The organism is Streptomyces sp. GS7 (assembly GCF_009834125.1).
Lineage (GTDB): Bacteria > Actinomycetota > Actinomycetes > Streptomycetales > Streptomycetaceae > Streptomyces.
Genome location: NZ_CP047146.1, coordinates 3,888,379 through 3,907,759, shown reverse-complemented (window position 1 = coordinate 3,907,759; position 19,381 = coordinate 3,888,379). Strand labels below are relative to the sequence as shown.

12 protein-coding genes are annotated in these 19,381 nt (G+C 69.7%); 6 read left to right on the top strand and 6 right to left on the bottom strand.

Annotated elements, in window-relative coordinates:
* Positions 1-230: 230 nt before the first annotated feature.
* The 5 genes from GR130_RS17180 to GR130_RS17160 form a co-directional block, all read right to left on the bottom strand.
* Positions 231-812: a GNAT family N-acetyltransferase gene (locus tag GR130_RS17180; protein ID WP_159505557.1), complete on the bottom strand. Its 582-nt coding sequence runs from the start codon at positions 810-812 to the stop codon at positions 231-233.
* A 127-nt stretch (positions 813-939) separates the two neighbouring features.
* Entirely contained in the window at positions 940-3,147 is a 2,208-nt protein-coding gene (locus tag GR130_RS17175) for an MMPL family transporter (RefSeq protein ID WP_159505556.1), read from the bottom strand.
* Between the two features lie 152 nt (positions 3,148-3,299).
* Positions 3,300-3,731 (bottom strand): acyl-CoA thioesterase, encoded by a 432-nt coding sequence (locus GR130_RS17170; RefSeq protein WP_159505555.1) that lies wholly within the window; start codon positions 3,729-3,731, stop codon positions 3,300-3,302.
* 2 nt (positions 3,732-3,733) lie between these two features.
* Positions 3,734-9,595, bottom strand: a complete 5,862-nt coding sequence (locus GR130_RS17165) for a type I polyketide synthase (protein WP_159505554.1) — start codon at positions 9,593-9,595, stop codon at positions 3,734-3,736.
* 542 nt (positions 9,596-10,137) lie between these two features.
* Positions 10,138-10,929: a DeoR/GlpR family DNA-binding transcription regulator gene (locus GR130_RS17160; RefSeq protein ID WP_159505553.1), complete on the bottom strand. Its 792-nt coding sequence runs from the start codon at positions 10,927-10,929 to the stop codon at positions 10,138-10,140.
* A gap of 266 nt (positions 10,930-11,195) precedes the next feature.
* Between GR130_RS17160 and GR130_RS17155 the strand changes: the two genes are divergently transcribed.
* The 6 genes from GR130_RS17155 to GR130_RS17130 all read left to right on the top strand — a co-directional run bounded on the left by GR130_RS17155 (position 11,196) and on the right by GR130_RS17130 (position 17,385).
* Entirely contained in the window at positions 11,196-12,566 is a 1,371-nt protein-coding gene (locus GR130_RS17155; protein WP_159505552.1) for an ABC transporter substrate-binding protein, read from the top strand.
* Between the two features lie 31 nt (positions 12,567-12,597).
* The gene (locus tag GR130_RS17150; protein WP_159505551.1) at positions 12,598-13,542 is read left to right on the top strand and encodes a carbohydrate ABC transporter permease; all 945 of its coding nucleotides are present in this window, start codon (positions 12,598-12,600) and stop codon (positions 13,540-13,542) included.
* A complete protein-coding gene (locus GR130_RS17145) occupies positions 13,542-14,420 on the top strand; it encodes a carbohydrate ABC transporter permease (RefSeq protein WP_159505550.1) in 879 nt (292 codons plus the stop codon). The genes GR130_RS17150 and GR130_RS17145 overlap by 1 nt, the downstream gene beginning before the upstream one ends.
* A gap of 67 nt (positions 14,421-14,487) precedes the next feature.
* Positions 14,488-15,570, top strand: a complete 1,083-nt coding sequence (locus tag GR130_RS17140) for an ABC transporter ATP-binding protein (protein ID WP_159505549.1) — start codon at positions 14,488-14,490, stop codon at positions 15,568-15,570.
* 321 nt (positions 15,571-15,891) lie between these two features.
* Entirely contained in the window at positions 15,892-16,371 is a 480-nt protein-coding gene (locus GR130_RS17135; RefSeq protein ID WP_159505548.1) for an ATP-binding protein, read from the top strand.
* A gap of 108 nt (positions 16,372-16,479) precedes the next feature.
* Complete coding sequence (locus tag GR130_RS17130; protein WP_159505547.1) at positions 16,480-17,385, top strand: sugar-binding transcriptional regulator; 906 nt, start codon at positions 16,480-16,482, stop codon at positions 17,383-17,385.
* Between the two features lie 120 nt (positions 17,386-17,505).
* Here GR130_RS17130 and GR130_RS17125 read toward each other — a convergent pair whose 3' ends face one another.
* Positions 17,506-19,035: a serine/threonine-protein kinase gene (locus GR130_RS17125; RefSeq protein WP_159505546.1), complete on the bottom strand. Its 1,530-nt coding sequence runs from the start codon at positions 19,033-19,035 to the stop codon at positions 17,506-17,508.
* Positions 19,036-19,381 lie beyond the last annotated feature (346 nt).

The following is a 19,381-nucleotide window of genomic DNA, read 5'->3' as shown; positions in this document are numbered from 1 at the left end:
TCAGTCCTGTCGGGTGAGAACGTCGGTCCTGTCGGGGTGGTGTGATCAGCCCTGGAGTGATCCCACCACCGTGAACGCACCGGCCGCAGGGCCCGGTGCCAGGCCCGGGTCGGCGGCGAGCCGACGCACGGTGGGCAGGCGTTCGTCCACGGTCGGTTGGCCCGTGGACGAACAGGACCGCGGGGTGTGCGCGGCCCTCCCCCTGTGCCGTGAGCCGTCCGCGCAGCGGCTCACCACAACTTGTCGATCTCCCCGGGATACAGCTCGATGCGGCTTTCGTGGAACGATGCCTCGGCCTCCCGGGCGGCGGACGAGAAGAAGTCGGCCATGGTGACCTTCTCGAAGCCGGCCTGATCGCTGGGAAAGGGATCGTGCGGTGTCCCGCCGATCAGCACCGCCCCGGGAAGAATCCGCCAGCCCGCACTCTCATAGAACGCCTGGAGCGGGCCGTCGCAGGTGAACAGCCCCAGGTCCAGCTTCCGCGCGAGCATCGTCTCCCGGGCCGCTGCCACCAGGCGCCGGCCATGCCCGCGGCCACGGGTCTCCCGCCGTGTCACCACCGTGCTCAGTCCGCCGGCGGCGAAGCGTGCACCCGCGTGGACGATGTCCTTGGACAGGATGTCCAAGGCGGCCAGCACCGTCCCGTCGTCGACGAGCAGCATCGACAGCGGCCGGAGTGCAGAGTCGTGGGCGGGAGCGTCGGGAGGAGCAACCGCCCCGGGTGCGGACGGCCACGCCTGCTCCTGTATCTCCCGCACCTGCAACCGCAGTTCGGACGGAGTGGCTGCTTCAGGGAACGAAAGGATGCGCACGCGGCGATTCTCGTCGTCCACCGCGCAAACGCAAGCGAATACCCGACGCTCGGCCCTGCCCCGGCCCGGACACCAGCCCGGGCGGGCAACAGCGCTGCCGCCGGCGCCCGCCGCACGGCGGCCGTCATCACGATCCGGCCGACGGTGCCGTTGCCGCTGTGGCGGATGTGGTCGCGTCGCTCAGGCCGATCCGCTGGTGGGCCCGGCGCAGCCACCCGGGCGCGTACCAGCCGTGATCGCCGAGCAGGGCGAGGCAGGCCGGTGTCAGCGCGCCGCGAATCAGCGTCGCGTCCAGCAGCACGGCCAGACCGCTGCCGAGGCCGAACATCTGCATGAAGCTGACCGAACTCGTGGTGAAGGCCAGGAGGCTCACCGCGAGGAGCGCGGCGGCGGCCGAGATGATGCCTCCACTGCGGGCCAGCCCTTGCGGGACCGCCTGCCCGGTAGCGAGGCCCTGGTCCCGCAGTTCCTTGATCCGGCTGATCACGAAGACCTCGTAGTCCATGGAGAGGCCGAAGACGATGCAGAACATCAGCAGCGTCATCGCCGTGTCCATCGGCCTGTCGGTGAACCCGAGGAGCGACGAGAGGTGGCCTTCCTGGAAGATCCACACCATGGCTCCGAGGATGGCGCCGAGCCCCAGTGCGTTGAGTGCCAGCGCGCGCAGCGGCTGCACCACGCTGCCGGTGAAGAGGAAGAGCAGGACGAAGGTGGTGACGGCGATCATCGTCACGGCGAACGGCAGCCGGGCCTCGATGGCCGCCTTGGTGTCCACGAGTTGGGCGGTGGTCCCGCCGACCAGGACGGTCGATCCGTCCGGCGGCGAAAGGGCGCGGATGCGCTCGACCAGGCGCTGTGCACGGCCACTTGACGGGTCGAGGCCGGTGCGCACGATGAGGTGTTGGAGTCCGGGAACGGCCAGGCGGGGGTCGGCGGGTGGGACGGCGTTCGGGGCGCCCGCGGTGAACGTACCGGTGCCGGTCTCGACCGCGGCGACCGACGGCAGGGCCGCGAGGTCCCTGGCGTAGGGGGCTACCGGGGCGCTGCCCTCGACCACCACCTCTACCGGGTTGCCCGTGCCGCTGGGGAAGTCGTGGCGCAGGGCAGTGGCAACCTGCCTGGTGCCCGAACTCTTCGGCAGGACCTGCTCGTCGGGGGTGCCGAACCCGGCCCGCAGCAGCGGCGTGGCGGCCACCAGCAGCAGGACGACGGCGGGCAGCGCGAAGCGCAACGGCCGGCGCACCGCCGCTTCCCCGATCCGGCCCCACAGCCGGGATCCCGCTTCCGCGCGTCGGGGGTCGTCCCGTGTCGTCTTCGTGCGGGCGATGCGGCTGCCGGCGACCGTGAGCAGCGCCGGGGTGAGCAGGACCGCCGAGGTCGCGGCGACGGCGATCACACCGATCCCCGCATAGGCGAAGGACCGCAGGAAGTAGAGCGGGAAGATCAGGAGCGTGGTGAGCGCCGCCGCGACGGTGGCCGCGGAGAACAGGATGGTACGGCCCGCGGTGGCGACGGTCAGGGCAACCGCCTCCCGCAATTCGCCGTGCCGTAAGGAGAGTTCGCGGAACCGGCTGACCATCAGCAGCCCGTAGTCGATGGCGAGGCCCAGACCGAGGGCCGTGGTCAGGTTGATGGCGAAGACCGAGACGTCGGTGAGGCGGGCGATCAGCGCCAGCTCGGCCAGGGTGCCGAGGATCGCCACCACTCCGATGGCCAGCGGTATCAGGGCGGAAACCAGTCCGCGGAAGACCAGGATCAGCAGAACCGCGGTGACCGGAACCGCGATCGCCTCGGCCGCGCGCAGGTCCTCGGCCACCCGGCCGGTCACATCGTGGTTGGTTCCCGCCGGCCCGCCGGCCAGGACGGTGAGCTCGCGGTCGTCCGCGCCGCCCTGGGCGTGTTCGGCGATCAGCTGGTCGGCTCGGGTACTCACCTGCTGTGGGTCTCCGGCCAACCGGACCAGGATCAGTGCGGCACGGCCGTCACGGGACCTCAAGGCGGGGGCGGGGGTGCGCCAGTAGGAGGTGAGTCCGCTGACCCCCTCAGCCCTGGCGACCTGCTCCGTGAGGGCCCGCCCCGCCGCCTTCGCGGCGAGGGTGTCGACCGTGCCGCGGCGGGGACGGACCAGCAGTACGAGGTTGTCGGTGCCGCCGAACCTCGCTTCCAGGCGCCGTGTGACCGTGGCCGAAGGGGCGTTAGGGTCGTCGAATCCGCCGGCCTTGAGTTCACCGAACGCACCGAACCCGGCAGCCCCCGCGGCCAGCGTGAGGATTCCGGCCACGGCCAGGACGGCCCGTGCGTGACGGGAGAGGAAATGGCCGAGTCGTCGCAGCATATTGCGGACGCCTTCCGAGGAGGAGGTCGCCGGAACCCCGACGACGTTTGCGCTGTGAGGAAATTCCGTCGGCCACCCGCCCGTTGCGGGAACGCCGACGCGCGTGCCCGGGGCCTGTCCGACGGGTCAGGGCCGGGCCCGTCGGACAGTCCCTAACCTTCGCTCGCGACGGCGGCCAGTACCTGGCGCAGTGAATCAGGTATATGGGTCGGCCGTGTGTCGTTGTTCGGGCCGCGCATGCACACCACGCGCTGGCGTCCGCGTGCGACGAGCCGTTCGCCCTCCGAGCCGAGCCTGACGTAGTCGAAGGCAAAACCTATCTGCGTCTGGGTCACCTCCTCCAGGCGCATGCGGATCGACAGTTCGTCGAACGCGGTGATCTCGGCGAAGAACTCGCAGTCGCATCTGAGGGTGAAGAGCTTGAGGTCCCCCCGAATGTCGTCGAGTACGTCCCTCGCCCTGTCGCGGAGGAACATCTCACGGCAACGCCCCTGCCATCTGAGGTAGTTGACGTAGTAGACGTTCCCGACGAGGTTGGTCTCCTCGAATCCCACCAGGTGGCGGTACTCGTAGTAGGGCTGCAAGGTCAGTCGTCCCTTTCGGTGAGTATCGTGAAGACCACCGGTTCGGCACACCCCCGCAGCGTGGCCGGAAAGCTGGCGATCCTCGCCCTCCCGGCATGCAGCTCGACCCAGCGGTCCTTGCCTGTCCTTGTCTCGGCCGTCAGTTGAGGGCGGGCGTATCCAACCTTCCGCAGGCACTCCATCGCACCCCAGACGCGGGTGGCGGCGAGCGAGAGAGCCTCGCCGCGCTCCCCGGCCAGCAGTCGGGCCAGCGTGAGCCCGGCGGCGCCGATCAGTCCGCTCCACTGCTCGGCCGGCCGTTCCACGGCGGTCTCCACATCGCATCCGACCGGTGCCGTACCCACCACGGCGAACGTCGTCCCGGCACCGTGCGAGGAGGAGACCGCCAACTCCCCGTCGATTTCCGGCCTGCCGTCCGGGCGGTACCGCACGATCGTCTCCCGGCCCAGGGCGCAACTCACCGCCCTGGCCGTCTGCCGCCGGCGGGCGGCCAGCCCGTCGGCCGGTTCGTCGCCGTCCGGCCACACGACACAGCGGGGTACCCGGTCCAGTACCGTCTCGGCGTGTCGTTCCAGATAGGGGCCGAGCAGTGTCGGCTCCCAGGGGCCCGTGCCGTCCTTCTTGCGGACCGCCTGCAGGCGCAGCCCCTCCCAGTGCTCTACGAGCCGTCCTGCCGGATCACGTACGTCGAGGTCGAACACGTGCGTGTCGCCGTCCCGTTGGCGTTCTTCCGCATGCAGCGTGACGGTGTCGGCATCGCGCACGGTGTTCGGGTCGGCCGGCCGGAGCCGTTCGACGGCGACGGGGAGGAGGGTCGCCTCCGGCACGCAGCACTGGCCCGCGTGTATGAGGGCGTCCCGGGTGCCTGGATCCCCGAGGATCAGGTCCCTGGGCAGGAAGCCCGCGAACCAGTCGGCGACCGGCACGTTGGAGATCTCGGCGGTGCAGTGCTGTGCGGTGAGCCGCCGGTAGCCGAGCAGCCGCTGGAACCGGGGTCCCTGGAAGAGCACCGGACCGTAGAGCTTCCGCTCGGGGTCGAGCGGCAGTCGCAGCGCCGGGTCCGCGTCCGGACCTCGTCGGTCCCCCGCCGGTGCCGCCCCGGGGTACCGCAGGGTGGCGCGGAAGTGGTCGGCTTGGAAGCCGGTCTCACTGCTGCGGACGACCGCCTGGACGACCGTGTCGTCCTCGGCGAGTGCCGCGATCCTGATCGTCGTCGTGCCGTCGGCGGGGACGACGATGGGCCGTGGGAACTCGACATCCTCCAGAACGGGTGGTTCCGGGCGCCCGGTGAGTGCCGAGACGACCTGCGTCATGGCTTCCAGGCCGAACACCGCGGGGAAGAGCAGATCGCCGTCGAGCAGGTGGTCCGCCAGGTAGAGGTCACCGCCGGGGGACAGCTCCGCGTCGGTGACCAGCTCGATCCCCGGGTAGTGCACCTGGACTCGGTCGACAAACCGCAGGAGGGGAAGGTCGCGGTGTTCCACCGTCAGCGTCGGCAGTGCACCGGCACGCCCCATGACGACGAGCGCGGTAGGGGCGTGCGGGTCCGCGATCGCCTGCTTGAGTACGGCGATGCCCTCGTCGATCGGAATCGGCTCGATTCCCTCGCGCATGAGGGATTCGAGGACACCCAGGCGCGCGCCCATGCCGGTGCCCGACCACACCGACCACTCCAGGGCGATGCAGCGGCAGTCCGGCTGACTGTCCTGGATTCTGCGGGTCAGGTCGGTGAGCCAGTCGTTCGCGGTGGCGTAGTCCGCCTGGCCGCGCAGGCCGGCGCGGCCGATGATGCTGCCGAACGTGATCAGCAGCCGCAGTGCTCCGGGATCGGTGGCGGCGAGAACCGATTCAAGACCGGCTGTCTTCGGCGCGAGTGTGCGTCGGAAGGCCGACTCGTCGAGATGCGCCAACGAGTTGGGCGCGTTGCGGCCGGCACCGTGCAGTACCGCTGTCACCGGTCCCAGCAACAGCTGTATCTCGTTGACGGCTTCCTTGACCTCGTCTGCCGAGGTGACGTCCGCCTGGACGTAACGGAAGGACACCCCTGCGGCGGCCATGCGTGCCAGGTTCCCGGCGAGCTCCGGGTCCGTTTCCGGTGCCGAACGCCCCAGCAGCCCGACCGAGGCGCCGGTGTCGCGAGCGAGGGCGAGCGCACACTCCGCCGTGATGCCCTTGCCGCCGCCGGTGACCAGGAGTACGTCGCCCGGCACCAGCGACTCCGCAGCGGCCCGATCGGCGGCAAGTGCCCAAGGGCGCAGTACCGGCACCGTGCGCAGACCGGCCTCGTCGTAGCGGACCTCGCTGAATCCCACGGTCGCCGCGACATCGCCGACGAGCTTCGGCACCACCTGCCGCACCCGGTCGGCCGGCATGTCCCGCGGCAGCGGATGGGTGACGACGGTGGTGACGATGTCCGGCGCTTCCAGGTGCAGCGTCTTGGCCAGGCCCGCGGCACCGCGTCGGTCCCCGACGGTGACGAAGCGCGTCGGCCGGTCGGCGGCCAGCGCCGCACGCGCCGCGGCCAACATCACGGCCACGTGCCCCTCGTCGCAGTCCTGCGGCAGGCAGAGCACCACACCGCCTCCGCATCCTGCCCGGTTCAGCGCCTCGTGCAGCTCGCGGGCGACCGGATGCCCGTCGGGCGCGAACAACCGCCACGCACCGGACCCCACCGGCGCGGCGGCCTGTCCGGCCTCCGCCGGCACGAAGTCCACGCAGAACGCGCGCACCCACGGCCCGACGCCCTGGGCCACCCGCCGCCCCGGCTCGTCCTCCCGCGAGCTGCCGCCCAGCTCATCGAGCATTGCCGCGAGTTCGGCGAGGGTGGAGGTGGCGAAGGCCGACGTGGCCACCGGGGCGGGCAGTCCGAGTTGCTGGGATGCCTGGTTCACGATCTGGCCGACGGTGATGGAGCTCAGATGCAGTTCGTCCAGCAGGTTGCTGTCCCGGGTGACGGCGACGAGGGGCAACTCGGCCCGGTCGGCCGCGAGCTGCCTCAGCACCTCAAGGCTGTCTGCGGCCGGGCCGTTCGATCCGGTTGACGCCCCTTCCCCCTCCCCGTCGCCGACGGGACTCTCCGCCGACCCCACAGTGGACGCCGGCTCGGCATCCGTCTCCTCCGTGCCGAACACGCCGTCCGGAGCGGATTCGCACGGGCTGGTGAAAAAGGTGAACTCCTTGTCCAGCGAAAGGGGTCTGGTGAAGCGGTCGCCGAACAAGGCCTCGTACCTCACCGGTGCGCCCAGGACGTACGCCGCCCCGATGGCGTGCAGGAGGCCGGAGAGCGACGGGCTGTCCGTCTCCAACGACAGCACGGGGACGGTCGGGGCGATCTCGCCGACCAGTCCCCGCAGTACCCGGCCCGGACCGACCTCAAGGAACAGGTCGACGTCGGAGGCGAGCGCGGCCACCGCCTCGCTGAACCGCACGGGATTCACCACCTGGCGGACCAGCAGTCGCCGGACGTCGGCGTCGGGGGCCAGTGGCTCCCCGGTGACCGTTGACACCATCCTGCGGCGCAGCGGTGTGAACGCGACCTCCGCGAGGTGGGTTCCGAACGCCGTGGCCGCCGTGGCCACGGCCTGGGAATGGAACGCGTGCGACACGGCGATCCGGGTGGCACTGTGCCCCTGGAGCGCCGCGCGTTCGCACACCCGCTGGACGGCGTCGGCCGGACCGGAAACCACCGACTGCGTGGGACTGTTGTAGCCGGCGATCACCACCGGCTCACCGGCCAGCAGCGCTTCGACCGGTTCCGGGGCGGCCGCGATGCTCGCCATGGCTCCGTCGCCGTCGCTCGCCTCGGCCATGATGCGGCCCCGTACCGCGGCGAGGTCGAGCAGGGCGCCCTCGTTCATCGCACCGGCCCAGTGCAGTGCCGTGAGTTCGCCCAGGCTGTGGCCGACGGCCCCGACCGCCTCGATCCCGAGCGCGTCGAGGACCCGGAGGCCGGCCGCACACGAGGTGACGATGCGGGGCTGGGCAACCGCCGTCGCCACCGGATCGTCCGCGGTGGGAGGCTGGTTCGCGCGGTAGAACTCGTCGACGTCCGCGAAGCGGCGACGTAGCGCTCCGTCGTTGCCGCGACGCCCGGCGCCCTGCCCCGGGAAGAGGAAGGCGGTCCGCGGCGGGGAGGTGGCGTCGCCGATGAAGACGCCGCCGTCGTCGTCGATCACCGAACTCCTGCCGCTTTCCAGCAGGGTGAGCAGCCTGCGGAAGCGCTCGGCTGCCTGTTCGGGCGAGTCGGCGACAACCGCCGCCCGCAGCGGCCCGCCTGTCAGTTCGTTACGCAGGGTGGCGGCAAGGTCCGACAGTTCGGCGAAGGACAGCCGCGCACTGAACCCGGCGAGTTTCCTGGCCCGTTCCCTCAACTTGGTCGTGCTGTCGGCATCGAGCAGGAGCAACTCGCAGTCCTGGCGGGAGCGTTCCAGCCTTCGGGTGACCGTGCCGAGCTTCGCCTTGCGCAGGCCGTCGGCGTGTTCGACGACGACGTGGGCGTTGATGCCGCCGAAGCCCATCGAGGAGACGCCGGCTCTTATGGGAGCGTGTGGCGGCCAGGGCTCGGCGGTGGCCGGCACCCGTACCGCAGGCCGCTCACCGGTGAGTTCGGGGTGGGGCTGGACGTGACTGGTGGCCGGGGGGATGACCTGATGGCGCACCGCCAGGACGGCCTTGATCAGACCCGCCGCGCCTGCCGCCGACTTGGTGTGCCCGAAGTTGCCCTTCACGGTGCTGATCGCCACGGGCGGCGCCGCGGGGTCGGCCGCGCGGCGTGCCTCGGAGAAGGCCCGCAGCTCGGTGGCATCGCCCACGGCGGTCCCGGTGCCGTGGCCCTCAAGGTAGGAGACGGAGTCGATACCGAACCCGGCTCTCGCGTAGGCGCGATCCAACGCCAGCCGGTGGCCGCTCGCCTCGGGGCGCGTGATGCCCCCCTTGCCGTCCGACGAACTGCCCCAGCCGGCGATGGTGGCGTAGCGGAAGCGCTTCTGGGCCAGTGCGTCGGTGTCGCGCATCAGCACGAGCATGCCGCAGCCCTCGCCGGGCCAGAAGCCGTTGGAGTTCCGGTCGTAGACCCGCATCTCTCCGGTGGCGAGGGCACCGGTCTTGGCGAAGCCGATGACCTCGAACGGGTCGATGCTCAGGTCGACTCCGCCGGCGATGGCGACGTCCAGCCGGCCGCCGGCCAGCGCATCGCACGCCACGGACACCGACAGCAGGGAGGAGGAACAGGCGCCGTCGACGGTGAATCCGCCACCGTTCACGTCGTAGTGGTTGCAGATCCGGCCCGCGATGGTGTTGGCCAACCCTCCGGCGAGGGTGTCCTCGCCCACCGGCGGAAAAGGGCTCTTGTAACGCTCTTCGAGCTCCGTCAGAAAGGACGCGATCAGGTTGCCGTCCCAACCCCGCTCCCGCAGGGCGGCACCGACGCAGCGACGTACGTAGGGCCAACGCAGCCGCATCAGATTCGCCCTGGAGAACTCCCCTCCCAAGGTGTTGCCGATCACGACTCCCGTGGTCGTCCGGGGAAGGCCGCTTCCGCCGGCGAATCCCGCGTCCTCAAGGGCGCGGTCCGCGGTGTCCAGTGCCAGCCAGTGCGTCATGTCGGTGGAGCGGTAGGTGCTGCCGGGGACGCGGTGTTTCACCCGGTCGAAGGTGAAACCCTCGATGACCGCGGCCTTCGGAGAGTAGAACCGGTCGGGAGCCTTCGGGTCGGGTGAATGGTAGTCGGCGAGGCGCATGCGCTCGTCGGGCAGACGGCGGAAGGCCCTGCGGCCGGCCAGGACGTTCTGCCACAGCTCATCAGGGGAGTCGGCGTCCGGGTAGCGGCATGCGATGCCGACGACGGCGATTCGCGGGTGGTTCATGCTGGGGACCACCTCCGTTCCAGTCGGGTAGCTCTTGCTGCGTGCGTGGTGAAAGGTGGTGAACGGGCCCGGGCGATCGGCGGGTGTGCGCCAGGTGCCGCGGCCCGAAACGGGGCGGCTGGTGCCTCCCGTCAGGGCCGCCGCTGGTCAGGACTGGCATGGGGGTTGGTTGTGCGGACAGCGTGGAAAGCAGCGCCTGGTCCACGGTCATCACCTTCTCCGACGGTGCCTGAATCGTCGGTCTGTTGGGAGCCGTTGATAACGGCTGACGGTGCAGCCAGACGGGCGGCTTCGCAGGGACGATCGGGCAGGCGCCCGGACGACGGCACTCCCGTTCCGCACCGGCATCGCCGCCCTGCCCTCGAACCCTCCGCGGACTGCGCTCCAACTACCCTCACAGCAACGGCTGTTCACCACGGAAAAGCCCCCGCCCAGGTGTTGGGCGGGGGCTTGCGCAGGGGACTGATCCCCTTCTCACTGAAGGCAGTTGGCCAGGCGGTGGGTACAGCGTCGGTGTCGGCGTCGGCCGTGAACGGGGCGGCTCACTCGCGGAGGTCGACCGTACGCACCTCCACACCGAGGTCCGCGATGCTCCGCACCTCGTCGGCGGGAGCCGCGGCGTCGGTGACCAGCAGGTCGTAGCCGCTCACATCGCCGTACGCGTAGGTCGCGGTGCGGCCGAACTTGCTGTGATCCGCGGCGAGGACGATACGCTCGGCCGTCCGCACATACGCCTCCTTGTTGTCGGCGTACTCGCGGATGGGGTGGAACAGGCGCCCCTCGCTGATGGAGGTGGCGGTGAGGAAGGCGATGTCGGCCCGTACGCGTTCCAGCTGCCGGAGTGTCTCCGGTCCCGCGCAGGATTCGAAGTCCGGGTAGTAGCGGTCGCCCAGCAGCGTCACCTGTACGTCCGAACCGTTCAGCAGGTACGCGACGCGCAGCGAGTTGGTGATCAACCGCAGCCCCTCCACCTCGCGGAGGCGGCGGACGAGCGGGAAGAGGGTGGAGCCGCAGTCGACCAGCACCGTGCTGCCCGGGGTGACCTGGTCGGCGAGCGCCTCGGCCATGGCCTCCTTGATCGCCACGTTGGAGTGCTCGCGGAAGCGCAGTGCGCTCTCCACGGTGACGGTGGGGAAGGCCGACGCCACCCCGCGCCGTTTGCGCAGCAGCTGCCGTTCCTGGAGGTTGTCCAGGTCCCGGTGCATGGTCATCAGGCTCACCCCGAGGCGCTCGGCGAGGTCGCTGATCCGGACCTCGCCCTCGTCCGTCACCTGGCGCAGAACCAGCTGACGGCGCTCCTCCACCTCGGCCTCCGAACCCCGGCTGGGTCGCATCCCGTACCCCCTCGCTTCTACTGTGCGGCCCCCGCCGCACCCACAATCATCACACACTCTCTGAGAAGTTATTGAAATTATCCGAGATGCGATTCAAGATGCTGACCAACAGGCCGCCTGCTACCCGAGGGCGGGACGCCCCTCACAGCCGCGGCCGCCCGGAGGTCCTCACCCACCCCACCCCGATCAGCGCGCGATCGGTAGCGCGCATGGCCTTCCCCCTCCCCCGTGCAGCCCCCGTAGGGGACGACAGCAAGGAGAAAAGGATGCGAATCCGACGAGCAGGGCGACGTGCCGCGGCCGCGGCCGCGTCGATCGCCGCTGTGCTGCTGTCGGCCACAGCGTGCGCGGGAGCCGGCGCGATGAGCGGCGGCTCCGCCTCGGGCACCACCATCACCGTGGCGATCGTCGCCAACCCGCAGATGCAGGACGTGGAGACCCTGACCTCGTCCTTCGAGCGCTCCCACCCGGGCGTCCACGTCCACTACGTCACCCTCCCGGAGAACCAGGCGCGCCAGAAGATCACCGAGTCGGTGGCCACCGGCAGCCACGAGTTCGACGTGGTGATGATCAGCAACTACGAGACGCCGATGTGGGCGCGCAACGGCTGGCTGGCCGACCTCCAGCCGTACGCCGACCGCACACCGGGCTACGACCCGAACGACCTCATCGGCCCCGTCCGCGCGTCCCTGTCCTCCCACGGCGACCTGTACTCGGTGCCCTTCTACGGCGAGTCGTCGTTCCTGATGTACCGCAAGGACGTCTTCGCTGCCCACCACCTCACCATGCCCGCCCATCCGACCTGGACCCAAGTGGCCGCTCTGGCAGACAGGTTGAACGACCCGGCCCACCACATGGCCGGCATCTGCCTGCGCGGCGTCCCCGGCTGGGGCGAGAACCTGGCGCCGCTGAACACCGTGATCAACACCTTCGGCGGCCGCTGGTACGACCCGCAGTGGAACGCCCAGCTCACGTCACCCCCGGTGCAGAAGGCGGTCGGCTTCTACACCGACCTGCTGCGCCGCGACGGCGAACCGGGCGCCCCCACCGCCGGATTCACCGAGTGCGGTACGGACATGGCCCAGGGCACCGCGGCGATGTGGTACGACGCCACCTCGGCGGCCGGGTCGCTGGAGGACCCCACCAGCAGCAAGGTCGTCGGCAAGATCGGATACGCGCCCGCCCCGGTCGAGAAGACGGCGTCCTCGGGCTGGCTGTACACCTGGTCGCTGGCCATCCCGAAGACCAGCGCGCACCGGCAGGCCGCCTGGCAGTTCATGTCCTGGGCGACCTCCAAGGACTACATCAGGCTGGTCGGCGAGAAGCTGGGCTGGTCGCGGGTACCGCCGGGCAGCCGGAACTCCACGTACCGGATCCCGCAGTACCGCAAGGCAGCCGCCGCCTTCGCCGAACCGACCCTGCACGCCATCAGCGGCACCGATCCGGCGCACTCCACGGTGGAACCCGTTCCGTACACCGGAGTGCAGTTCCTGGACATCCCCGAGTTCGAGGACCTGGGCACCCGCGTCAGCCAGCAGGTCACCGCCGCCATCGCCGGACAGCAGTCGGTGCCCGCCGCGTTGGCGCAGTCCCAGCAGTACGCCCAGACCGTCGGCCGTACCTACCAGCACCCCTGACCGGACCGTCCACCACCAGAAGGGAGGCGTCATGGCGACCCACGCCCCACCCCGTCCCGGGCCGATGATGCCCGGAGCGCGACCACCCGCGACGGCACGCCGCGAGGCCTGGCAGCGCCGTCTGCCACTGGCACCGGCACTGCTGTTCATGATCGTCGTCACGCAGATCCCGTTCGTCTTCACGGTGATCTTCTCGTTCCAGTCCTGGAACCTGGTACGCCCCGGATCCCAGCACTGGGTCGGGCTGGGGAACTATGCCAACGTCTTCACCGACAGTGCGTTCCGCAGCGCGCTGTTCACCGAGATCGAGATGACCCTGCTCGCCGTCGCGATCTCCATGGTGCTCGGTATCGGCCTCGCGGTGCTGCTGGACCGCGGGTTTCCCGGCCGGGGCGTCGTCCGCACGCTGCTGATCGCCCCGTTCCTGATCATGCCGACCGTCGCCGGGCTGCTGTGGAAGACCACGATGCTCGACCCGGTCTACGGCATCGCCAACTACCTGCTCCGGCTGGTCGGCGTCGCGCCCGTCGATTTCGTCAGCCGCTTCCCGATGGCCTCGATCGTCACCGTGCTGGTGTGGCAGTGGACGCCGTTCATGATGCTGATCGTGCTCGCCGGGCTGCAGAGTCAGTCGGGCGAGGTGCTGGAGGCCGCACGCGTCGACGGAGCCGGGCCCTGGACGACCTTCCGCGCGATCACCCTGCCGCATCTGCGCGCCTACATCGAACTGGGGGTGCTCCTCGGAGCGATCTACCTGGTCAACACCTTCGACGTCATCTTCATGACGACGCAGGGCGGTCCGGGGACGGCCACCACCAACCTCCCGTACTACCTCTACCAGCGTGCGTTCCTCGGCTTCGACGTCGGGCAGGCATCCGCACTCGGCGTGGTGACCGTCGTCGGCACCATCGTCGTCGCCTCGGTCGCCCTGCGCATGCTGTTCACGGTGTTCTCCACGACCGAAGGGAGGGCGTGATGACCACAGCCCCCGGCACCCCCGCCGACACCGCAACCGCGCGTACCGCGGTACGCGGCCCCCTGCGGCGCCTGTTGGGCACCGCGTCCTGGACCGCAGGCGCGTGGCTGGCCGGGCTGGTCTTCTTCTTCCCCGTGCTGTGGATGGCGCTCACGGCGTTCAAGCAGGAGTCCGACGCCTACACGACCACCCCGCACCTCGTGTTCTCGCCGACGCTCGGCCAGTTCAAGGCGGTGTTCGACAGCGGTATCGGTCCGTACCTGGCCAACTCGGCGCTGGCGACCGTGCTCTCCACCCTCCTGGTCCTGGCGCTGGGCGTCCCGGCGACCTATGCCCTGTCGATCAGATCCGTCCGCAAGTGGCGGGACGCACTGTTCTTCTTCATCTCCACGAAGATGCTGCCGGTGGTCGCGGCGATCATCCCGATCTACCTCGCGGTGCGCGATCTCGGCGCACTGGACAACGTCGGCACCCTGATCATGCTGTACACCGCGATGAACCTGCCGATCGCGGTGTGGATGCTGCGCTCGTTCTTCCTGGAGGTCCCCCGCGAGGTCCTGGAGGCCGCCCGGGTGGACGGGGTCACACTCCGCCAGGAGATCACCCGGATCATGCTGCCCATCGTCGCTCCCGGCATCGCCGCCACAGCGCTGATCTGCGTGATCTTCTCGTGGAACGAGTTCTTCTTCGCGCTCAACCTGACGTCGGTGCGGGCGGCGACCATGCCCGTCTTCCTCGTCGGCTTCATGACCAGCGAGGGCCTGTACTGGGCCAAGCTCGCCGCCGCCGCCACCCTGGCCTGCCTGCCCGTGCTCCTGGCCGGCTGGCTCGCCCAGAAGCAACTTGTCCGCGGCCTGTCGATGGGAGCGGTCAAGTAAGGCCCTGCCGTCCCGGCTCCCATTGGCTCCATTGGAACTCCGTTGGAAAGAGGAAGAGTGAGGAAACATGGCTGAGGTTCGGTACGAGCAGGCATCCCGGATCTACCCGGGGACACCGCCGGTGACGGCGGTGGACCGGCTGGATCTGGCAATCGCCGACGGTGAGTTCCTGGTACTCGTCGGCCCTTCGGGATCGGGGAAGACCACCGCGCTGCGCATGCTCGCCGGTCTGGAGGACGTCGACTCGGGCCGCATAGCGATCGGCGACCGCGACGTGACCCACGCACCGCCGAAGGAGCGGGACATCGCGATGGTCTTCCAGTCGTACGCGCTGTACCCGCACATGACCGTGGCGCAGAACATGGGTTTCGCGCTGAAACTTCGCGGCGTGCCCAAGGAAACCCTCACCGAGAAGGTGACGGAGGCCGCCCGGTTGCTGGACCTGGAGAAGTACCTCGACCGCAAACCCAAGGCGCTTTCGGGCGGACAGCGGCAACGCGTGGCCATGGGCCGGGCGATCGTGCGGGAACCCTCGGTGTTCCTCATGGACGAGCCGCTGTCCAACCTGGACGCGAAGCTGCGGGTGGAAACCCGTGCCAACATCGCTGCCCTGCAGGCGCGGCTCGGCACCACGACCGTCTACGTCACCCACGACCAGGTCGAAGCGATGACCATGGGCCACCGGGTCGCCGTGCTCAAGGACGGAGTCCTCCGGCAGTGCGACACCCCGCGAACCCTCTACGAGCGCCCCGCGAACGCCTTCGTCGCCGGATTCATCGGCTCGCCCGCGATGAATCTGCACACCGTGCCCGTGAGCGAGAGGGGAGCACACCTGGGCGAGACGGTTCTCCCCTTGCCGCGCTCCGTCACCGCCGACCTCACCGAGGTCACGCTGGGAATCCGCCCGGAGGCTCTGAGGCTGGTCGGCCCGGAGCAGGAAGGCTTCAAGCTCACCGTCGAACTCGTGGAGGAACTCGGCGCCGACGCCTATCTGCACGGTAAGGCGCTCCTCGGTGCCCCGGACCAACGGTTCGTCCTCCGCGTCGACGGCCGCACCCCGCCGGCCATCGGGCAGACCGTCACCGCCGGGCTCCGCGACACCGGCGAAATCCACCTCTTCCACCCCGGCACCGGCGAACGGCTGGACTGAACGTTCCCGAATTGCTGCGCACGGTCACCGAAATTCCGCCCCAGTCTGCTCATTTGTGCACCGTGCGCTCAATTTTTGAAAAATCTCCGCCGGAGACCCGCTGACCTATTGACTTCGCCCGACATCGAGTTCTAATGGAAGAGCAAGTGAACATATGAGACGCAATTGCTCGTTTGAGTAGGAGTTGCGGTGCGGGATATCCGAGTCCGCTGTCGTCAATGACATACACGATCCTTGATCACCCGTACTGCAGCAGGAACCCCGCCTTGAGGACGCGACATCCTCGAAGCGGACCGCGGATTTTCTTGAAGGGTCAAGAAAATGTCTGCTGTGGCCGAATGCGACGCGCCCCCACATACCGAAGTCGCCTCCGCCTCGCTCGAATTGAAAGCGGTTCTGCCCGCTGCACGGCAGGCACGGACCTTCACCAGGGAGTGCCTGCGCCTGTGGGACGAGGGCGAGGAACTCATCGATGCGGCGGTGCTGATCGTCTGCGAACTGGCGACCAACGCCATCCGCCACGGAGCGGCACTGCTGCTGGCCGAGCGCGGCGTGGGGCACGCGCCGGACTCCATGATCACTCTCACCCTGGCACTGCAACCCGACGTCCTCCACATCGAGGTGCGTGACGGATCGGCGGTCCTGCCCGTACCACGCGCGCCCGAACACGGAGACGACTCCGGACGTGGGCTGGTGATCATCGCTGCACTTGCCGAGTCCTGGACGTCCGGGAGGGATCCCCGCGGCGGCAAATGGGTTCGGGCCCGTCTGCCCCGCGCGACCAGTGCCGACACGATCTGAGGTGTCCGTCATGACTCCGAGGTGTTCACCGTGAGGACCCGGGACAAGGCGAGGGCCGGAGCCCGACCGCATCACGCGGGCCCGGAAGAGCTTGTGCAAACGGCCGCAATGGCCCGGAGGTTCTATCTCGAAGGCAAATCCAAGATCGAGATCGCTGAGGAATTCGGTATCAGCCGCTTCAAAGTCGCCCGGATGCTGGAGACCGCTCTGCGCGACGGCTTGATCCGGCTGGAGATCCGGCTGCCCCCGGAACTGGACGCCGAACGATCCGACGCCCTGCGCACCCGCTACGGCCTGAGCCACGCCATCGTGTTCACCTCCCAGGTACAAGACCCGGGCGGTGCAGCGCTGGTCACCCGCCGCCTCGGCGCCGTGGCCGCGGGCCTGCTCGCCGAGATCGTCACGGAGGACGACGTCCTCGGGCTCATCTGGGGCCCCGAGATCGAGGCGCTCAGCCCCGAACTGACCTCCCTGCCCCGGTGCACCGTCGTGCAACTGTGCGGGGTGACCCCCCTGCGGCCGGTCGACGCGAATGCCGTGGAAGCGGTGCGCCGAGCCGCGGCGGTATCGCGAGGCGTCGCCTACCCCATCTACGCGCCACTGCTGCTGCCTGACGGCGCGACGGCCCGGACCCTGCGTCGGCATCCCGGCATCGTCGAAGCCGTCAGCCGGTTCAGCCAGGTCACCAAGGCAGTCATCACGGTCGGCGCCTGGGGGCCGGGGCTGTCCACCGTCTACGACGCACTCGGCGACGCGGAGCGCGAGAACTACCGGAGCCTGGGAGCGTGCGCCGAGGTATCCGGTCACCTCCTCGACGGCGACGGCCGGATCGTCGCCCCTGAACTCACCGAACGGATCATCGCCATCAGCTTCGAGGAACTCCGCCGCGTGCCCGACGTCGTTCTCCTGGCCGACGGCTCCCAGCGGGCCGCCGCCACCGCGGCAGCTCTGAAGACCGGCCTGTTCAACGGCCTCGTCACGGACACGGGCGTGGCCGAGCACCTGCTCGCCTGACCCACCGAGCCCGGGTCGACCGACCAACAACAGCGCGGGATCTCCAGGCCGCGGAGACGTTCTCCACTCCGTCGCACGGGGCGCCGACTCCCGGTGGCCACTCTGCTCGGGTGCCGGCGCCTAGGGACGGAAGCGGATTCCTTTGACGGCGGTGTCGAAGACCGGCCGGTACTGGTCCCATTGCGCGTTCGGCGCGGAAAGGTAGACCACGTACTGGGTGCCATCGGTGTCGGAGAAAGCCAACTCCACCGCGCGGTACTCCCGCACCTGGCCGCGGAAGGTGAACTCCCAGTACCCCGCGGGCCGCCCCCGGAACGTCGTAGGGGCCATCCTGACCCGCTCATAGCCCGGGTTGTCGCGACGCGTCTGGGCCTCTTCGGTCTCATGCCAGTGCCGCAGCGGATCGGACCCCGCGAACTCGACGACGTCCACCCTCAGGCCCACCAGCCCGGACGGGTCGAGGTAGGCGACTTCACCACCGGGCACGTTCTTGAGGGTCCAGCCGTCCGGTACCGGGATGGAGAAGCCCTGGTCGGCCGTCTTGAGGTGGTACCCGGCAGGAAGCGGTGGCGGCGGGGAGGGGCTGGGGTTCGGAGGGGGACCGGAGGTGCCGGCCCCAGACGGGTGGGCGCTCCCCGTGGCAGCACCGCCACCGGGCCACAGCAGCACACCGCCCGTCACGGTGGCGGCGACCACCACCGCGGAGACGATCCACAGTGCCGTGCGGCGGCTGCGCCTGCCCACCGGCGCTGGGGCCACGGTCTCGTCCACGGGGTCGTCCACACGCTCGGGCGGCGCGGGAGGAACGAGGGACGCGGTCGCGGCCGTGGTCGTGGCCGTACGGCCGAGGAGGCGTTCGGCCTCGTGAGCGTCCATGCGCCGGCCGGGGTCCTTCACCAGCAGCCCCTGGATCACCGGGGTCAGGTTCCCTGCATCGCGCGGGGGTTCGTACTCCTCGGCGGCGATGGCGTACGCCGTCTCGATCGCGGTGTCCCGGTGGAACGGGAGGCGGCCTTCCACCGCCTGGTACAGCGTCACGCCGAGGGACCACAGGTCGCAGGCAGGCCCCGGCTCGGCGATCCCACTCCGGAGGCGTTCGGGCGCGAGGTACTGGACCGACCCGACCAACTCGCCGGTCCTGGTCAGCGACGGCGTTCCGGGCTCCACGGCGATCCCGAAGTCGGTGAGGACGATGCGTCCGTCGTTCCCGAGGAGAACGTTGGCCGGTTTGACGTCCCGGTGCAGCACTCCGGCGTCGTGCGCGGCGCGGAGCGCGACAGCCATGATGCGGCCGATCCGGGTCACTTCGCCGAGTGGCAACCTGCCCCGCTGCTTCAGGACATCGCCCAGCGTGACGGAGGGTATGTACTCCATGATGATGCACGGCAGGCCCACGTCGTCGACGACGTCGTGCACGACGATCACGTTGGGGTGGGTGATCCGGGCGGCGCTGCGGGCCTCGCGGCGGGTGCGTTCGTAGAGCCGCTGGACCTCGTCCTCGTGCAGGTGCGGCGGAACGTGCAGCTTCTTCAGGGCGACGCGTCGGCCGAGCAGTTCGTCCTCGGCCTGCCACACGGTGCCCATGCCGCCGCGGCCCACACGCTCTACCAGCCGGTAGCGGTCGGCTATCAGTCGTCCCAGATCGGACACCGTGAGACCTTCTTCTTCCCCGCGCGTCTGAGCACGCCTGAACGGATTGCGGAAGCACCATAACGTGTGCCGTCCGCACGGCATGGCCGCGGTTTTCCCGGACTTCCGACGGCGTTCCAGGGCCGACCGGTGGGCGCTCCGGGCGCGGCGGGACAACTCCCGCGCGCGATCCCGTATTCGCCCTGGCAAGTGGCCTTTATCCGCTCTGGCACATGGCCTTTCGGCGAATCGGCGACTCCCCCGGCAACCGGCTCCCCCCTCGCGACCCGACCCCAGCGCCTTCGGAATCCGCGCACTCTCCCGCCTGTTCGCCTCCGGCAGGCCGGAGAACTGCGATGCGTGCGGT

What these genes read in the sequence shown, in the direction of transcription:
- GR130_RS17135 (WP_159505548.1), top strand. Translation starts at nt 15,892, where the DNA reads ATGTCTGCTGTGGCCGAATGCGACGCGCCCCCACATACCGAAGTCGCC.
- GR130_RS17165 (WP_159505554.1), bottom strand. Translation starts at nt 9,595, where the DNA reads ATGAACCACCCGCGAATCGCCGTCGTCGGCATCGCATGCCGCTACCCG.
- GR130_RS17140 (WP_159505549.1), top strand. Translation starts at nt 14,488, where the DNA reads ATGGCTGAGGTTCGGTACGAGCAGGCATCCCGGATCTACCCGGGGACA.
- GR130_RS17160 (WP_159505553.1), bottom strand. Translation starts at nt 10,929, where the DNA reads ATGCGACCCAGCCGGGGTTCGGAGGCCGAGGTGGAGGAGCGCCGTCAG.
- GR130_RS17155 (WP_159505552.1), top strand. Translation starts at nt 11,196, where the DNA reads ATGCGAATCCGACGAGCAGGGCGACGTGCCGCGGCCGCGGCCGCGTCG.
- GR130_RS17150 (WP_159505551.1), top strand. Translation starts at nt 12,598, where the DNA reads ATGGCGACCCACGCCCCACCCCGTCCCGGGCCGATGATGCCCGGAGCG.
- GR130_RS17175 (WP_159505556.1), bottom strand. Translation starts at nt 3,147, where the DNA reads ATGCTGCGACGACTCGGCCATTTCCTCTCCCGTCACGCACGGGCCGTC.
- GR130_RS17145 (WP_159505550.1), top strand. Translation starts at nt 13,542, where the DNA reads ATGACCACAGCCCCCGGCACCCCCGCCGACACCGCAACCGCGCGTACC.
- GR130_RS17130 (WP_159505547.1), top strand. Translation starts at nt 16,480, where the DNA reads ATGGCCCGGAGGTTCTATCTCGAAGGCAAATCCAAGATCGAGATCGCT.